We start from the raw sequence: 17,138 nt of genomic DNA, 5'->3' as shown, positions 1-17,138 counted from the left end.
CCGGCGACCGTCGGCCGGGTACTCGATCATGCCCACTAGCATCGTCGCGTGCAGACTGCGGCCGGACCCGGCGACCGACGGACACTGCTCGACGTCCTCGTCCAGGCCGCAGATCGCGCACCCGACCAGGTGGTCGTGCACGTTCGCGAGGACGGCACCGAGCGCACCGTCACCGTGCGGCAGTTGCGGGACGAGTCGCTGCGGGTGGCGGGCGGCTACCGGGCGGCCGGCGTGATCCCCGGCACCCCGGTGATCCTGGTCGCCGACGCCGGCGACGACTTCCAGCCGCTGTTCTGGGGGGCGCTCGCCGCCGGGCTGGTCCCGGTGCCGCTGCCGCCCGAACCGGCCCGGGTACGGGCGGTGCGCGAGCTGCTCGCCGACGCGGTGACCGTGGTGGACGACGCCACCGGGGCGGTCGCCGACGGGCTGGCGGGCCTGGTGCTGCGGCTGGTCGACCTGCGTACCAGCCCCCCGCTGGAGGAGTCGTTCGCCGCCGACCCCGACGACGTGGCGTTCCTCCAGTTCTCCTCCGGCAGCACCGGCACGCCGCGCGGGGTGGAGCTGACCCACGCCAACGTGCTGGCCAATGTGGAGCAGTCCCGGCTGGCCAGCGGCGCCGGACCGGACGACGTGCTGGTCACCTGGATGCCGTACTTCCACGACATGGGGTTGATCGGCACTCACCTGACCCCGCTGGCCATCGGGTGCACGCAGGTCCGCGTACCTCCGATGGCGTTCGCCAAGCGCCCGGCACTGTGGTTCACCGCCGCCCACCGGCATCGCGCGACCCTGCTCTCGGCGGCGAACTTCGCGCTGGCGCTGGCGGTCCGCCGGGTCCCGGCGGATCTTCTCGCCACGCTCGACCTGAGCCGCGTCCGGTGCGTGGTGGTGGGCGCGGAGCCCATCTCCCCCACGGTGTGGCGGGCCTTCCTGACGCACGTCCGCCCGACCGGGCTCGCCCCGGCCGCCCTGCGACCGGTGTACGGCCTGGCGGAGGCGACCCTCGCGGTGACCTTCCCGCCGCCCGGGGAGGTCGCCGCGCCGCTGGTGCTGGACCGTGCCGCGCTGAGCCGGGGCCGGGCGGTGAGCACCGCGCCGGGTAGGCACGCGGTGGAGCTGATGGACCTGGGACACCCCGTGCCCGGCTGCGAGGTACGCGTCGTCGACGAGCGGCACCGTCCGCTGCCCGAGGAGCGGGTGGGCCTGGTCGAGGTACGCGGCCCGAACGTGGCGCGCGGCTACCACCGGGATCCGCAGGCCAGCCGGGAGACCTTCGTGGACGGCTGGCTGCGCACCGGTGACCTGGGCTTCCAACGCGCCGGCCGGCTCTGTGTGACCGGCCGCGCGAAGGACGTGATCTTCGTCAACGGCCGGACGTTCCACGCGTCCGACCTGGAGGCGGTGGCCGCCGCCACCGCCGGGCTGCCGGCCACGATGACCGCGGTGGTCGGCTGCACCGACCCGGACAGCGGCGGCGAGCGGATCGTGGTCTTCGTGGCCTGGGCCCGTCCGCCCGCCGGGGCAGCCGTGGTGCTCGACGCCACGCGGGCCCGGGTCGCCGAGGCGGCCGGGCACCACGACGTGCGGGTGCTGCCGCTTCCGCCCGGCGCGTTCGCCCGCACCACCAGCGGCAAGCTGCGGCGGCGACGGATGCGCGAACGCTACCTGGCCGGTGACTTCGCCGAACGGGAACGCCGCTGGCACCTGGCGGCGACCAGCCGCCCACGCCCGTCGACGTCCGACCCCGCGCCACCGGCGACCTCGACGGACCCACACCCGGTATCCGCGCCGCCGTCCTCGGGGCCGCTGTCCCGGCGACGGGTCGAGCAGGTCGTCCGGGCGGTCTGGGCCCGGGTGCTGGACCGGCCCGCCGACACCATCGCGGCGGACGACCGCTTCCTGGCCATCGGCGGGTCGTCGCTCACGGCGATGGAGGTGCTGGCCGGGCTGGAGGACGCCCTCGGCACCACGTTCGATCCGGCGGACCTGCGGGACTGTCCCACCGTCGCCGCGCTCACCGACCGCATCCTGGCCGGGCCGTCGGCGACCCGGACGGCACCGCTCGGGAGTCCCGTCCCACCGGCACCGGACGACCGCTCCGGCGCGACGCCGCTCGCGGTCATCGGGATGGCCTGCCGGTTCCCCGGCGCGGACGACCCGGACGAGTTCTGGCGCGGGCTCGTCGACGGCGTCGACGCGGTGCGGCCGGTGCCGGAGCACCGGTGGACGCCGCAGGACGGCCGACCTCGCTGGGGGTCCTTCCTGGACGACCCGATGCAGCTCGACGCGGACTTCTTCGGGCTCTCCGACGAGGAGGCCCGGCTCACCGACCCGCACGCCCGACTGTTCCTGGAGATCGGGTACGAGGCGCTGGAACGGGCCGGGTACGCCGGCCCGCGCCGGCAGGGTCGACGTGTCGGCGTCTTCGCCGCCGTCGGCGAGAGCGCCTACCCCGAGCTGCTGGCCGCCACCGGTGCGGTGACCGGACCATCGGCGCTGGTCGGCAACCTGCGCAATCTCGTCGCGGCCCGGCTGTCGCAGACGCTGGACCTCGTCGGCCCGGCGATCGCGGTGGACACCGCCTGCTCGTCGGCGCTGGTCGCGCTGCACCTGGCCGCGCGCAGCCTGGCCACCGGCGAGTGCGACATCGCGGTGGTCGGCGGCGTGAACCTCAACCTCACCGAGACCGCCTACCGGCTGCTGGACGCCGCCGAGGCGTTGTCGCCGACCGGGCGGTGTCGCGCCTTCGACGCCGACGCCGACGGTTTCGTGCCCGGCGAGGGCGGTGCGGCGCTCGTCCTGTGCCGCCCCGACGACGCGTACGTCGCCGGGGACCGGGTGCTCGCGCTGGTCGCCGGCACCGCCGTCGGCAACGACGGCCGGTCGTTGAGCCTGCTCGCCCCGAATCCGCAGCGGCAGTGGGAGGTCATCGCCCGCGCGTACGCGGACGCCGGGCTCGACCCGGCCGCCGTCTCGTACGTCGAGGCGCACGGCACCGGCACCGGCCTCGGTGACCCGGTGGAGGCGCGGTCACTGGCCGCCGCGTTCCCGCCCCGCCCCGACGGCACGCCCCGCTGGCTCGGGTCGGTCAAGACCAACCTGGGGCACCTGCTCAACACCGCCGGCATGCCGTCGCTGCTGAAGGTGGTGCTGGCCCTGCGGCACCGGCAGTTGCCGCCGTCGCTGCACCACGTCCGGCCGTCCACGCGGTACGACCTCGACGCCGCCGGTTTCACGGTGCTCACCGAGGCACGCCCGTGGACCGCACCCGGACCGCTGGTCGCCGGCGTGAACGCGTTCGGTTTCGGCGGCACCAACGCGCACGCCGTCCTGCGCGAGGCGCCGCCCCGGAAGCCCGTACCGCCGCCGGACGGCACCGGCGCGCACCTCGTGACGCTCACCGCGCGATCGGCGGCCGCGTTGCGGCGCAGTGCCCTCGACCTCGCCGGGCACCTGCGCGCCCGGGGTGACCTCGACGTGGCCGACGTGGTCGCCAGCGCCGGCACCGCCCGTGACGACGCGCCGTACCGGTTGGCGCTCGTCGCCGACGACTCCGGGCTGGCGGACCGGTTGGCGGCGGCCGCGACCGCGTACCGGGACGAACCGGTCGGCCGGCGGCCACGCATCGTCTTCGCCTTCCGGGGCGACGGATCGCCGCCGGCCGCACCGGCGGTCCGTGACCTGCACGACCGGCTCCCGGTCTTCCGGGCCCTGCTGACCGGGGCCTGCGCCGCCGCCGGCCCGGTGGCGGGACGACCGCTGCTCGCCTGGTGCCTGCACGACGGGGCGGAACGGACGGACCAGCGGGTCAGCGCCCCGGCGGGCGTGGTGGTGGCCCTGGCCCTGGCCGGGCAACTCGACGCCTGGGGGGTGCGGCCCGATGCGCTGCTCGGACACGGTGTGGGTGAGCTGGCGGCAGCCGCCGCCGGGGGCGCGCTGGGCATCGCCGAGGCGGTCCGGCGGTCGGTCGCGCTCGCCGATCCGGCCGCCGCCGGGGACGGCCCCGCCGACCGGGACGACGACGGGTACGCCCTCGCGGCGCTGCGGGGCGTGCCGGTGTTCAGCCCGGCGGCCGGGCGGTGGGATCCGCCGGACCCGCTGCGGTGGGCCACCGGGGCGGCGAGCGGAGCGCAGTGGCGTGCGGTGTGGCGACGGCTCCACGACGACGGGTACGACACCGTGGTCGAGCTGGGCGTCGCCGACTCCACCCGGGACACTGCCGCCCTGGCGCCGGACTCCGGCACCGGTGGCGTCGGCGCGACGGGGCATCGTGGCGGGCAGGTCGACGGAGCGGCCCATCCCATGGTCCGGATGGTCGCCGTGCCCGGCGGGCCCACCGCTACGGCGTCGTTGCTGGCCACGGCCGGACTGCTCTGGGTCCGGGGTGGCCCGCTCGACCGTCCCGCCCTGTACGCCGGGCGGCAGCGGGTGCCGGTGCCGACCTACCCGTTCGCGCGTCGCGCCTTCCCGCCACCGGGATCGCCGCAGGCCGCACCGCTGCACGTCGTCGCCTGGCGGGAGGTGCCGGTGGTCGCGGGCGTACCCGCCGGGTGGGTGCGGCCGCGCGGCCCGGGGGTGGGCGGTCCGTTCGCCGACGCCCTGGTCACCGCACTCACCGCCGACGGGATCGAGGTCCGCACGGCCGACACCCCCACGGTCGTCGCTGACGACACCCCCGGCGTCACCGTGCTGCTCGCCGGGGCGGCGGTGGACACGCCGGACGCGGCCGCGCTCGACGCCGCCGTCACCGCGCAGGTACACGCCGTCCGCGCCCTGATCGACGAGGACGCCGACCGGCCGGGCCGGTTGCTGGTGGTCACCGAGGACGTGCACGTCACCGGCGCGGCGGCGGAGCGTGCCCGCCCGGTGCAGGCGGTGCTGGCCGGGTTGACCGCCGCGCTCGCCGACGAGCGTCCGGGCCTGCACGTGCAGACCGTGGACCTCTGCTCCTCGGACGGTACGGCGACGCGGGTCGACGCCGTCCGCCGCGAGTTGTCCGCCCTCGCGGCGGGCCCGGCAGCTGTCTCGCCCGGCCCGCGTGCGGCGACCGGGGTGGCCTGGCGGGACGGACGCCGGATGGCACGTTTCCTCGACCCGGTGTCGCCGGGCGCAGGAGGAGTCCCCGACCCGGTGGTGACGTCCGTCGACCGGGCCGTCGGCGCTGCCGGTGGCGGGTCTGCCGGGGCGGGTGCCGTGCACCTGATCGTCGGCGGTGCCGGTGGTGTGGGCGCGGCGCTCGCCCGGTCCCTGGCTCGCCGGGAGCAGCCGACCCTGCTGCTGGCCGGTCGGTCGGACCACGCACCGGCAGCGTTGCTGGCCGAACTGACCGCGCTGGGGGCGACGGCGACGTACCACCGGTGTGACGTGACCGTGGCCGCCGACGTGGACGCCCTGCTCGCCGCCGTGCCCCGGGTGGACACCGTGTTCCACGCCGCCGGCACCGTCCGGGTCGGCACCCTGCGCGCCAAGTCCGTCGCGGACGTCCTCGGCGTGCTGGGTCCGAAGGTACGCGGCAGCTACCTGCTCGCCGAGGCGCTGCGGCGACACGGCCACGACCGGACGGCCCTGGTCGGGTTCTCGTCGGTCAGCGCGGTGCTGCCCGGCCTGGCCGGCGCGATCGGTGACTACGCCGCCGCCAACCGGTTCCTCGACGCGTTCGCGACCGCACACCGGGCCACGGGCCGCCCCGTCCAGGCGGTCGGCTTCGCCGCGATCAGCGACACCGGCATGGCCGCCCGGACCGGCGGTGGCGGCCCCGGTGCCATGCCGGTCGACGACGCGCTGCGCGCCCTGGCGCTCGCCCGACGTGTCGACGCCGCACACGTCGTCGTCGCGGCCGGGCCGGAGAGTCCGGCCACCGCGCCGACGGTCGGCGTCCCGGTCGGGGCCGCCGTCGCGACTGCCGCCGTCGCGACCGCCACTGCCGACACCGGCGCTGTCGACGTGCCGCGTGGAATCGCCGGTGGGGACGGCGGACCGGGCCGGGACGAGGTGGCCGGGGTGCTGCGGCGGTTGCTCGCCGAACCACTGCACCGGCGGCCCGACGAGATCGCCGACGACACCTCGTTCCTCGCCCTCGGCCTGGACTCGCTGGCCGCCGTGGACCTGGTCAAGCGGCTGGAGGAGGAACTCGGCCGGGAGCTGCCGGTCACCCTGTTCTTCGAGTACACCACCGTCGCCGACCTGGCCGCCCACCTCACCGGGATGCGCGACGCCGAACCCGTGACGCGTACGCCGTCGGTCGGGTCGCGGACGTCGGTCGAGGGCGAGCCGTTCCCGCTGACCGCCGTGCAGCGGGCGTTCCACGTCAACGACCGGCTGCACCCCGCCGTGGCCAGCTTCGCCTTCGTCCAGCAGACCGTCACCGGTCCCCTGGACGCCTCGCTCCTCGGGCAGGTGCTGGCGCGTCTGGAGACGCGTCACCCGATGCTGCGGGTCCGGTTCGCGCCCGGTCCGGGTACGCCTCGCCAGGTGGTCATGCCCGTACCGGCCCGACCGGCTCCGACGCCGGACTGGTACACGGTGCGGACGCTCACCGAGCCGTTGACCGAGGTGCGGGAGCGGCTGTGCAACACCCCGGTCGACCTGTCCCGGCAGCCGCCGTTGCGAGCGGTCCTCGTCCGGGAGGCACCCGATCGGGCCCACCTGATGCTGGTGCTGCACCATGCCGCCGGGGACGGGTTCAGCCTGAACCTGCTCAGCGAGGAACTGTGGGCCGACTACACCACCCTGGCCCACGGCCGTACGCCGGTGCACCGCCCGCCCGCGCCCGGGTTCGACACGTACGCGCGCGAGGTGGCCGTGCCCACGACGGCCGACCTGGCGTACTGGCGGGATCTGCTGGCCGACGGCACGACGCTGCGGCTGCCCTTCGACGGTGACCCGGACGGACCTCCCGGCCCGCCCCTGCTGACCCTGCCGAGTGAGGTGGCGCCGGAGCTGGTGTCGGCGTTGCGGGACCGGGCCGCCGAGGCCGGCGTGACGCTGTTCCATCTGCTGCTGGCCGGGTACGTGCGCTGCCTGGCCCGGTGGGGTGGGCAGCGACGCGTGCCGGTGACGGTGGCGCGGGCCGGTCGCGACGCCCGGCTGGCCGGGATCGACCGCATCGTCGGACCGTTCGCCGACACCCTGCCCCTGGTCCTCGACGTGGACCCCGACGAGCCGGCTGGACGGCTCGCCGACCGACTCCGGGTCGCCTGGTCGGCGGCGCAGCGACACGGCTCGGTCACCAGCCTCGACCTGGCCCGTCTGCTCGACCGGCCCGGTGCCGGGCCGCGTACCGCAAGCCCGGCCGGGTTCAGCTTCGCCCGGTTCCCGGTCACCCTCGACCCGGACTGTCCGGTCGCCGTGACGCCCACGGCGGCCGGTTCCGGCTCCGCCGCCACCCGGTTGAGTCTGCTCTGCTGGGAGTCCGGTGACGGTCTCGGCCTGTCCTGGAACTTCCCGCGCCGACTGTTCACCCCGGCGACGGTGGCCCGGCTCGCCGCCGAACACCGGGACGACCTCGCCGCGATCGCCACCGGCCGACCGCCGCTGTCCACTGGTGACTCCACGCGTCCCGCGACGGTCCTGGCGGTCGCCGACGCCGAGCGGCAGCCGGTCGGCGGGGGTGACGTCACCACCCGGATCCGCGCGGTCTGCCGACGCACCCCGGACGCGGTGGCGGTGACGACCGGCGCCCGGACCGTGACCTACCGGACGCTGGACCGCGACGCCGACCGGGTGGCCGCGCTGCTCGCCCGGCACGGGGTACGCCCCGGCGACCGGGTCGGTCTGCTCACCGCCCCCGGACCGCAGACCGTGGTCGGGGTGGTCGGCATCCTGCGGGCCGGTGCCGCCTGGGTGCCGCTGGACGCGGCCCACCCACCGGCTCGCCTCGCCGACCACCTGGTCCGGGCCGGAGCCGACGTACTGCTGCACGACGACGACTCGACCGCCGTGGCGGCCCGCCTCGACGCTGCCGCACGACCGGTCCCCTTCGACGGGATCGCGATCGTCGCGGAACACGACGTGCCCTCGGTGCCCGAGGCGGCACCGGACCGGACCGCCTACGTGATCTTCACGTCGGGGTCGACCGGGCGACCCAAGGGCGTACCGGTCAGCCACGCGTCGATGCGCACGTACCTCGACTGGGCCGTCACCACCTTCGGCTACCGACCCGGGGACCGGCTCGCCCAGACGGCGTCGAGCTGCTTCGACGCCTCGGTCCGGCAGATCCTGGCCCCGCTGCTGGTCGGGGCCACCGTGGTCACGTTCACCCGCACCCAGCTCCGCGATCCGCAGGCGTTGCTGTCCCGGATCGCCCGGGACCGGATCACGGTGTGGAGTTCGGTCCCCACGCTGTGGGAGCGGATCCTGCGCGCCGCCGAGGAGCACGGACGCCGGCACGGCGAGGTGCCCGACCTGACCGCGCTGCGCTGGGTGCACGTGGGCGGCGAGGAACTGTCGCCGGTGGCGGTCCGGCGCTGGTTCGACCTGTTCGGCGACGCCCGGATCACCAACCTGTACGGCCCGACCGAGACCACCGTCAACGCCACCTGGCACCTGATCGACGCGCGGCCGGACGACGCGGTACGCCGACTGCCGATCGGCCGTCCGGTCGGCGGGGCGGTGGTCCGCGTCGTCGACCCGGACGGTCGGGACTGCCCGTCCGGGGTGGCCGGCGAGCTGTATCTCGGCGGTGCCGGTCTCACCAGCGGCTATCTCGGCGAGCCGGAGCTGACCGAGGCGGCGTTCGTGATCCACGACGGCGAGCGGTTCTATCGCAGCGGCGACCGGGGCCGACTCGCGCCGGACGGGACCCTGGAGTTCCTCGGCCGCCTCGACGACCAGATCAAGATCCACGGTCACCGGGTGGAACCCGGCGAGATCGAGGCGGTGCTGCGGACCCATCCGGAGGTCGCCTCGGCGACCGTCCTGCACCGGGCCGATCCGCACCCTCGCCTGCACGCCTTCGTGCTGCCCGCGCCGCAGACCACCCCCACCACGGCCGCGCTGCGCGCCCATCTGGCCGCTCGCCTGCCGGCGCACATGGTGCCCGCGCGTCTGCACCTGCTGGCCAGCCTGCCGTTGACCGCCACCGGCAAGGTCGACCGCGAATCGCTGGCGGCGCTGGCGGACCGCCGCGCACCGGCAACCGGCCTCACCGGTCCGGCCGGCACCGAAGCGGAGCTGGCCCGCATCTGGGCCGGTCTGCTGGACCTGCCGGTGGTCGGCCCGGACGACGACTTCTTCGCCCTCGGCGGCGACTCGATCCTGGCCCTGGAGGTCTTCGCCCACCTTCAGGAGCGCCACGCGGTCACGGCGAGCCCGACGCTCCTCTACGCGCACCGGACTCCGGCCGCCCTGGCCGCCGCGCTCGACGCCGGCGCTGCGGACGACGGGACGGGCCCGCGCACCGACGCACCGGCCGCCGATGCCACGACGGGCCCGGCGACCATCGACAGTGGACCAACGGTCGACGCCGCGCCGTTTCCGGTCACCGCCGCCCAGCGTGGGTTCCTGCTCGCCGACGCCGTCCTGCCCGGCGCCGGCACCGCCTGGCTGGCCCGGTTGCGGCTGCACGGGCCGTTGCGCCGGGACGCCTTCCAGCGTGCGGTGGACCTGCTGGTCGCCCGGCACCCGATGCTGCGGACCGTCTTCCCGGCCGGTGCCCGGCCACCGGTGCAGCAGGAACTGCCCGTCGCGATGCGGCTGCCGGTGGCGTACGAGAGCGTGACCGGCCCGGCCGAGGTGGCCGACCGGGTGGCGGAGGAACGTCGCCGACGGTTCGAGCCGTGGGCCTGGCCCCTGCTGCGGTTGCGCCTGCTGCGGGTCGCACCGGACGACCACGTCCTGCTGGTGCACGCCCACCACCTGATCGGTGACGGCTACAGTGCCGCGCTGCTGGGCCACGAGTTGCTGGCCGCGTACCACGCCGACGGGACGGCCGATCCGCTGCCGCCGCTGCGGGCCGGTTTCCGGGACTACGTACGGCTGCTGGCACAACGGGCCGCCGCCGCACCGGACCCGGCCGCGTACGCGTGGTGGTCGCAGCGGTTCGGGTCCGCGTACCGGCCACCGGTGCTGCGGGCGGAGACCGATCGGCGGCACGCCGACGGCACCACGGATCCGGGGACCCCGGTCCGCGCGTTCACGCTCGACGCCACGGTGGTGGCGGGACTACGCCGGCTGGCCACCGACGCGTCGAGCACCCTGTACGCGCCGGTGCTGACCGCGTACCACCGGGTGGTGGCCCGGTTCACCGGTCAGGACGACCTGGTGCTCGGGTTGGCCGTGACCGGACGCGACCACCCGCTGCCGGACCTGCACCGGATCTTCGGGCCGTGTGCGGCGATGCTGCCGCTGCGCCTGACCGGCACCGAGCCCTTCCCGGTCCATCTGGCCCGGGTCGCGGCCGAGGTCAGCGCCGCCCGGCAGTACGCCGACCCGCCGTCGATCGCGGCGGCCGTGCCGGCCGGACGACCCGACGGCGCGCCGACCGGCGGCCAGTTCTTCTTCAGCTTCCTGGACTTCGACGCGCTCCGGCCCGCCGCGACGGGGACGGTCGGGCCGGACCGGCTCGACCTCTCCTGGGACGAGGACAGCGAACTCGCCCCGCCGCCGCTGGGCACCGACCTGTTCCTCACCGCCCGGCCGGTGGCCGACGGGCTGCGGGTCACCCTGCGCGGCTCCCCCACGGCGCTGAGCGCCGCCGACCTGGACCACCTCGCCGACCGGCTCCGCGCCGACCTGAACGAGGCGGCGACCGGGCCGGAGCCGGCGGCAGCCGGCCCGAACGCCGCCCCGTCCCCGACGAGCCCGGTGGCGACCGCACCGAGCCAAGGGCCCGCCTCGCCGCACACGAGCACGGCGGCAACCGTCCGACCGGGTCCGACGCCGACACTGACCGCCGCCATCGTCGGGTACCTGCCGTCGCCCGCGCAGCTCGCCGTGATCGCCGGGCTGCCCGCCGGGAGCCTGCCCCGCGAGCAGCTTCGCGAGCTGCTCTTCCCCGGCGGGCGACCCCGGCTGTTGGAGGAGCTGTCCACTCCGCTGGGCACCTCCGGCTTCGTCTGTCTCCCCCGTTTCGCCGACGAGCTGACCACCGCCGGGGACGGGCTCGCCACCGAGGCCGCCGCCGCCGTCGACCTCGCCGCCGGCCTCGGCGCGACCTGCGTCTCCCTCGCCGGTCTGATCCCCGCCCACACCGGGTACGGGGTGGGGGTGCTGCGGCGCACGCGGACCGCCACGGCGGTCACCACCGGTCACGCGGCAACGGTCGTCTCGGTGGTCCTGACCGTCGAGGCGGCGCTGGCGGCGACCGGGCGCAGCCTGGCCGGACGGACCGTCGCCGTGGTCGGTCTCGGCTCGATCGGGTTCTCCTCGCTGCGGCTGCTGCTGGCCCGCGCGCCCCGGCCACCGGCGCGGCTGCTGCTCTGCGACCTTCCGGCGGCCGCGCCCCGGTTGGCCGACCAGGTGGACCGGCTCCGCGCCGACGGGCTCACCGCCGCCGTGGAGATCTGTCCCACCACACCGGCGGTGCCCGACCCGGCGTACGCCGCCGACCTGATCATCGGTGCCACCAGCGCGGCCACCGAACCGCTCGACGTCGACCGGCTGCGCCCCGGCACGATCGTGGTGGACGACTCGTTCCCGCACGCGCTGGATCCCGCGCGGGCGCTGGCCCGGATGCGGCGTGACCGTGACGTGCTGGTGGTCGGCGGTGGGCTGCTGCACGTGGGGCGGACCAGTCGTAGCGTGCCGGTGGACCTGCCGTCGGCGGCGGTCGCCGGACACGCGGCGGCACTCGGGCTGCCCGGCACGATCGCCTCCTGCCAGGTGGAGTCGCTGTTGCGGGCCGCTACACCCGCCCTGCCGCTGGTGCACGGCCTGGTGGACGACTCGACGGCGGCGGCGTACGCGGTGGCACTGACCGAGGCGGGGATCACCGCCGGGCCGCTGCACCTGCTGCGTCACCGCGTCGAGTCGGACCTCCCGGCGGCGTTGCCGGAGGTGCCGACGACCTGAGGCACGCGCTGCTCCGGCTGCCGCACCGCCGGCCGGGAGCTGCGGTTCTCGTGCAGCGCGAGCAGGACCACCGAGGCCAGCACCAGCGCCAGGCCGACCCACTGGCTGGTGCCGAGTCGACCGTCGAGCAGGGTGAGCCCGACCAGGGCTGCGGTCAGCGGGAAGGCCAGTTCGGCGAGGGTCGCGTTGGACGCGGGCGTCCGACGCAGGGCGTGGTAGTACAGCGTCAGGGCGAGCAGGCCGGGGATGGCGGCGAGCAGCACCAGCCGGGGCACCAGATCGATCGGCACGCCGACCGGGGTGCCGGTGGCCGCCGCGAAGGTGGTCAGCGTGACCAGGCCGACGCTGAACCGCAGCGTGGTGACGTGCAGGAAGGACAGTTCGGCGCTGACCATCCGGCCGAGGACCGTCCCGGCCGCCCAGAGCGCCGCCGCGCCGAGGGCGAGTGCCGCCGCGGCCAGGCCGCGCGGCTGCGCCGCCAGCGGGTCGGGGAAGGCCAGCAGCCAGGCGCCGACGAGCGCGGGCACCGCGAAGAGCGGGAACCGGGGACCGACCCGCTCCCCCAGCAGCAGCGCGGCCAGGACCAGGGCGAGCACCGGTTGGAGCTTCTGCAACACCTGCGGGGTGATCGGGTCGCCCAGCCGGAACGCGGCGGTGAAGAGCGTGGTGGCCAGGGCCGAGGAGCCGGCGCCGATCACCAGCACGGCCAGCTTCGTCCGCGCCGAGGAGCGGGCCAGCGCGCGGACGGCCGGGATCACCCAGGGTGACACCAGCAGCACCAGCACGACGTGTTCGGCCAGCACCACGCTCAACGCGGGGAGTTCCCGGGCCAGCGGCTCCCGCAGCAGGCTGGAGAAACCCCAGAGGCTGGCGGCCACGGCGACCAGCCAGGTGCGATCGCCGGTGGCCCGGCTGGTGAGCGGGCGCATCGTGTTCCTCCGGTGGGGTGCCGACCTCGTGATCAGTGAATCATTCTCGACGTCCGGGCCGAGGTCACCTCAGGCCGGGTGCCGGATGCCGTGCGGATGGGCCCGCCGAACGGGCCGGGTGCCGACGGGCGGGCCGACGGACGGTGGTGTCGCGGCCCACGCCCGGGTGCCGGCCCCGAGGTCACCGACCCGCAGGTCCAGCAGGTGGGCCACAGTGTCCACGTCCCGGCGCAGCCCCGGGGCGAGCACCGGCAGGTCGTGGTAGCCGTCGGCGAGGAAGCGGCGGCGCGAGCCGGGCCCGAGGTAGGGACGGAAGTCGGCGGCCTCGGTCAGTGCCAGCAGGGTGGTGCCGGTACCGTCGGCGTCCGACACGACCGCCCGTGGGTACGCTCCGGCCGCCGCCAGCGCCGCGTCGAACTCCGCCGGCCGGGCCGCGGCGAGGTCGGCCATCACCACGGCCAGGCGCGCGTCGCCGTACGCCTCGCCGGCGAGCCGGAGCGCCGCCTGGACCTCCGCGTTCAGGTCCGGCGGGCCGACGCGGCCGGCGACCACGGCACCGCAGGCCAACGCCGTAGCGGTGACCTGCGGGTCGGTGGTGGCGACGACCACGGCGCGGACCCGCCGGGCCCGGGTCAGCCCACCGAGCACGTCGGTCAGCATCGCCCGGGCCAGCGCGGCACGGTCGGTGGCGGCCAGGCCGACACACCTGGTCTTGGCCGCCGCGAAGGACTTGGCGGGTACGACCACCACCCACGGACCCGGGGTCACGTCTCCGGCTCCATCCGGGTCAGCCGACCGTACAGCTCGGGCCGGCGGTCGCGCAGGAACGGGCGGCGACGGCGGGACAGGTCCACCAGGTCCAGGTCGACCTCGGCCACCGCGATGTCGTCCCGGTCGTCGGCGGCCTGGGCGAGCACGTCGCCGTTGGGGCCGTAGACCGCGCTGAGGCCGAAGTACTCCTTGGTCCCCTCGGTGCCGACCCGGTTCGCGCAGATGACGAAGAGCCCGTTGAACACGGCGTGGGCGCGCAGCTCCAACTGGAACACCTCGCGCATCGGCGCGCTCGCCGAGGCGACCGGTACGCAGAGCACCGAGCCGCCGCGCAGGGCCACCACGCGGCTGAGTTCGGGGAAGTGCCGCTCGTAGCAGATGATGGTGCCGACCCCGGTCTCGCCGGTCTGCACCACGTCGGGCTCGGTGCCGCCCGGCTGGAAGTAGAACTTCTCCGGGAAGCCGTTGGAGAACGGCAGGTGCGACTTGCGGTACACCGACTTCAGCTCACCGTCGACGTAGGTGCAGGCCGTGTTGTGGTAGACGCCGGGGACCTGCCCCGCCTCGAAGATCGAGGAGACGACCGTCATCCGGTGCCGCTTCGACCGCTCGGCCGCCATCCGGTTCGAGGGACCGTCGAGTCCCTCGGCGTACCGGAAGTAGTCCAGGTCGGGTTCGGGCTGGACGAACGGCACCGCGAACAGTTCCGGCAGCAGCAGGATCCGGGTGCCCTGGTCGGCGGCGGCGTCGATCAGGTCGGCGGCGCGGCCGATCGTCTCGGTCCGGTCGTCGGTGGCGCGGAGTTGCAGGGCGGCGAGTTTCACGAGGGGACCTTTCCGACCACCGGGGCGACGCCGGTCAGAGCCGGCCCCGAACGGTCTGCTACCGCTGATGAGCGCTGATCAGGACTGCGGTCAGGGGTTCCGGCCCCGGTCATGCCTTTGCGGCCTGGGCCAGCCGGGTGAGGGTCTGCTCCTTGTCACCGAGCGTGGAGATGATCGGGCAGCGCACGCCGGCCTCCTGGTACGCCTGGAGCTTCTGGAAGGCGTCGTCGGTGGTGCCGCAGGCGGTGACGTTCTGCACCAGGCTGTTCGGGACCAGGTGCATCGCCCGCTTGATGTCCTCGGGCGTGGCGGGCCAGCCGGCGATCTCCTGCAACCGGTCGACGAGTTCCCGCTCCACCCCGCAGTGCTCGGCGATGTGCGGCTGCTGGCACAGATAGAGGGTGAGGAACGCCTTGCAGGCGTCGATGGCCTCCTGCGGGTCGTCGTCGTTGACGCTGCACGAGACGATCTGGGTCAGGTCGATGGCGTCGCGGCCGTCGGTCCGCTTGGCCAGGCCACGGCCGATCGCCTGCTTCGCACCCACCATGTACGACGGCGGCAGCAGGAAGTCCATGTGCACGCCGTCGCTGATCTCACCGGCGAGTTCGAGCATCCGGGGACCGACCGCGCCGATGTAGATCGGGATGTCCACCGGCTTGTTCTCCCGGTACATGCTGTCGAAGCGCACGTCCTGCATCTGGACGAACTCACCGTCGAAGTTGACGACCTCGTTGCGGAAGAACGTCTGGAGGACGGTGATGTACTCGCGCATCGACTTGAGCGGCTTGGACAGCGGCTGGCCGACCTTGGTCGCCAGCGGCTCCCACCAGGCGCCGATGCCCAGGATGGCCCGGCCCGGCGCGATCTCGTCCAGCGTCTTGAAGGTGACCGCCATCAGGGCCGCGTTGCGGCTCTTGTTGTTGACCACACCGGTGCCGATCTTCACGTTGCGCGTCTTGCTCGCGATGATCGCCGCCGGGACGATGCCGTCGCGGGCGAGTCGTCCCTCGGCGACCCAGACGGACTCGAACCCGTTCTGGTCGGCGAACTCGGCCTGCCAGTAGGTCTGTTCCAGGCTGAGTCGCTCACCGACGTGGATACCCAGGGGAAGTGTCATCTGTCCAGCTCCGCTCGTACGTGGTGCAGGGGATTCGGTGGGTCAGAGGAGACGCGGCGCGTCGCGGGTCAGGAAGGCGCCCCGGCCGGGGGTGTCGGTCCGCAGGCCGTCGGGGTCGACCAGGTGCTCGCCCCGGGAGAAGACGTGCACCGGTCGGCCGGTCACGCGCATGCCCTCGTAGATGTTGTAGTCGGTGCGCGTGTGCGAGCCCGCCGCCGTGATCACGTGGTCGGCGGCCGGGTCCCAGACCACCAGGTCGGCGTCCGCCCCGACCGCGACGACGCCCTTGCGGGGGAAGAGGCCGAACAGCTTGGCCGGGCGGGCGGCGACCAGGTCCACGAAGCGGCACGGGTCGATCACCCCGCTCACCACGCCGGACTGCCAGAGGACCATCAGCCGGTCCTCGACGCCGGGGACACCGTTGGGCACCTTGGGGAAGTAGCCGGGGCTGCGCAGCTTCTGCGGCGGCAGGTCGTCGGGTTGGTGCAGGCAGAAACCGGCGTGGTCGGTGGCGACGGTGGAGAGGGCACCGGTGGCGAGCATCCGCCACAGGCCGTCCTGGTTGCTGCGTTCCCGGATCGGCGGGGAGCAGACGTACGCGGCGGCCCGCTCCCCCAGGTCGGCGTAGTCCTCGTAGGCCACCACGAGGTACTGCGGGCAGGTCTCGCCGTAGACCCGTGACCCGGCGGCCCGGGCCCGGCTGATCTCGTCGGCCGCCTCCGCGCTGGACACGTGCACCACGTACAGCGGTGTGCCGATGGTGTCGGCGAGCACGACCGCGCGGTGCACCGCCTCGGCCTCGGAGTCGTGCCCGTGCGCCCGCATGTGGAAGCTCTCGGCGGTCCGGCCGCTGTCCACCAGGCGCCGCACCTCGCGGGCCACCATGTGTCCGTTCTCGGCGTGCACCATCGGCAGCACGTCGAGGTCGCGGGCCAGCTCGAAGCCGTCGAGCAGCTCGTCGTCGTCGACCATCTGGCCCGGGTAGGCCATGAAGAACTTCCAGCTCGTCGCGCCCTCGCCGACCAGCCGGCGCAGGTCGTCGAGGACGTCCGGCTGGGCGGCGCGGGGCGGGACGATGGCGTGCAGGCCGACGTCCACCACGGCCTTGGCCGCCGCCGTGTCCCGCCGCCGCAGGTACGTGTCGTACAGCGTCCGGTCGGGTTCCTTCTTGACGAAGTCGATGACCGTGGTGGTGCCGCCGCACGCCGCCGCGACCGTGCCGCTGTGGAAGTCGTCGGCGGTGTGGGTGCTGAAGCCGTCGACCGGGTACTCCAGGTGGGTGTGCGCGTCGATGCCACCGGGCATGACCAGCTTGCCCGTCGCGTCCACCACGTGGTCGGCGGTCCAGTCCGTGCCGGTGCCGAGGGCGACGATCCGGCCGTCGCGTACCAGCACGTCGGCGCGGATCGCGGCGTCGGCGTTGACGACCGTGCCGTTGGTGATCAGCGTCGTCGGCATCGTGCCTCTCCTCTCCCCGGCGGGTCCGTC

6 protein-coding genes are annotated in these 17,138 nt (G+C 75.0%); 1 reads left to right on the top strand and 5 read right to left on the bottom strand.

All coding sequences use genetic code 11. The features are described from left to right. Nucleotides 1-48: 48 nt before the first annotated feature. On the top strand, nt 49-12,009 hold the full coding sequence (locus HUT12_RS14820; RefSeq protein WP_176093753.1) for a non-ribosomal peptide synthetase/type I polyketide synthase: 11,961 nt from the start codon (nt 49-51) through the stop codon (nt 12,007-12,009). Here the strand turns inward: HUT12_RS14820 and HUT12_RS14815 are convergent. The 5 genes from HUT12_RS14815 to hydA form a co-directional block, all read right to left on the bottom strand. After that, nucleotides 11,955-12,938: a DMT family transporter gene (locus HUT12_RS14815; protein WP_176093752.1), complete on the bottom strand. Its 984-nt coding sequence runs from the start codon at nt 12,936-12,938 to the stop codon at nt 11,955-11,957. The two genes, HUT12_RS14820 and HUT12_RS14815, sit on opposite strands and share 55 nt — an antisense overlap. Before the next feature lie 69 nt (nt 12,939-13,007). Further along, nucleotides 13,008-13,706, bottom strand: a complete 699-nt coding sequence (gene cofC, locus HUT12_RS14810; RefSeq protein WP_131053163.1) for a 2-phospho-L-lactate guanylyltransferase — start codon at nt 13,704-13,706, stop codon at nt 13,008-13,010. Continuing rightward, nucleotides 13,703-14,533 (bottom strand): nitrilase-related carbon-nitrogen hydrolase, encoded by an 831-nt coding sequence (locus HUT12_RS14805; protein WP_131053162.1) that lies wholly within the window; start codon nt 14,531-14,533, stop codon nt 13,703-13,705. The genes cofC and HUT12_RS14805 overlap by 4 nt, the downstream gene beginning before the upstream one ends. A gap of 109 nt (nt 14,534-14,642) precedes the next feature. Next, a complete protein-coding gene (locus HUT12_RS14800; protein WP_176093751.1) occupies nt 14,643-15,650 on the bottom strand; it encodes an LLM class flavin-dependent oxidoreductase in 1,008 nt (335 codons plus the stop codon). 42 nt (nt 15,651-15,692) lie between these two features. Beyond that, complete coding sequence (gene hydA, locus HUT12_RS14795; protein WP_131053160.1) at nt 15,693-17,108, bottom strand: dihydropyrimidinase; 1,416 nt, start codon at nt 17,106-17,108, stop codon at nt 15,693-15,695. Between the last annotated feature and the right edge of the window lie 30 nt (nt 17,109-17,138).

Origin of the sequence: Verrucosispora sp. NA02020 (assembly GCF_013364215.1) — a bacterium.
In the GTDB taxonomy this organism is placed as follows: domain Bacteria; phylum Actinomycetota; class Actinomycetes; order Mycobacteriales; family Micromonosporaceae; genus Micromonospora.
The sequence above is the reverse complement of the archived record's forward strand: the minus strand, read 5'-3'. Positions and strand labels throughout refer to the sequence as shown.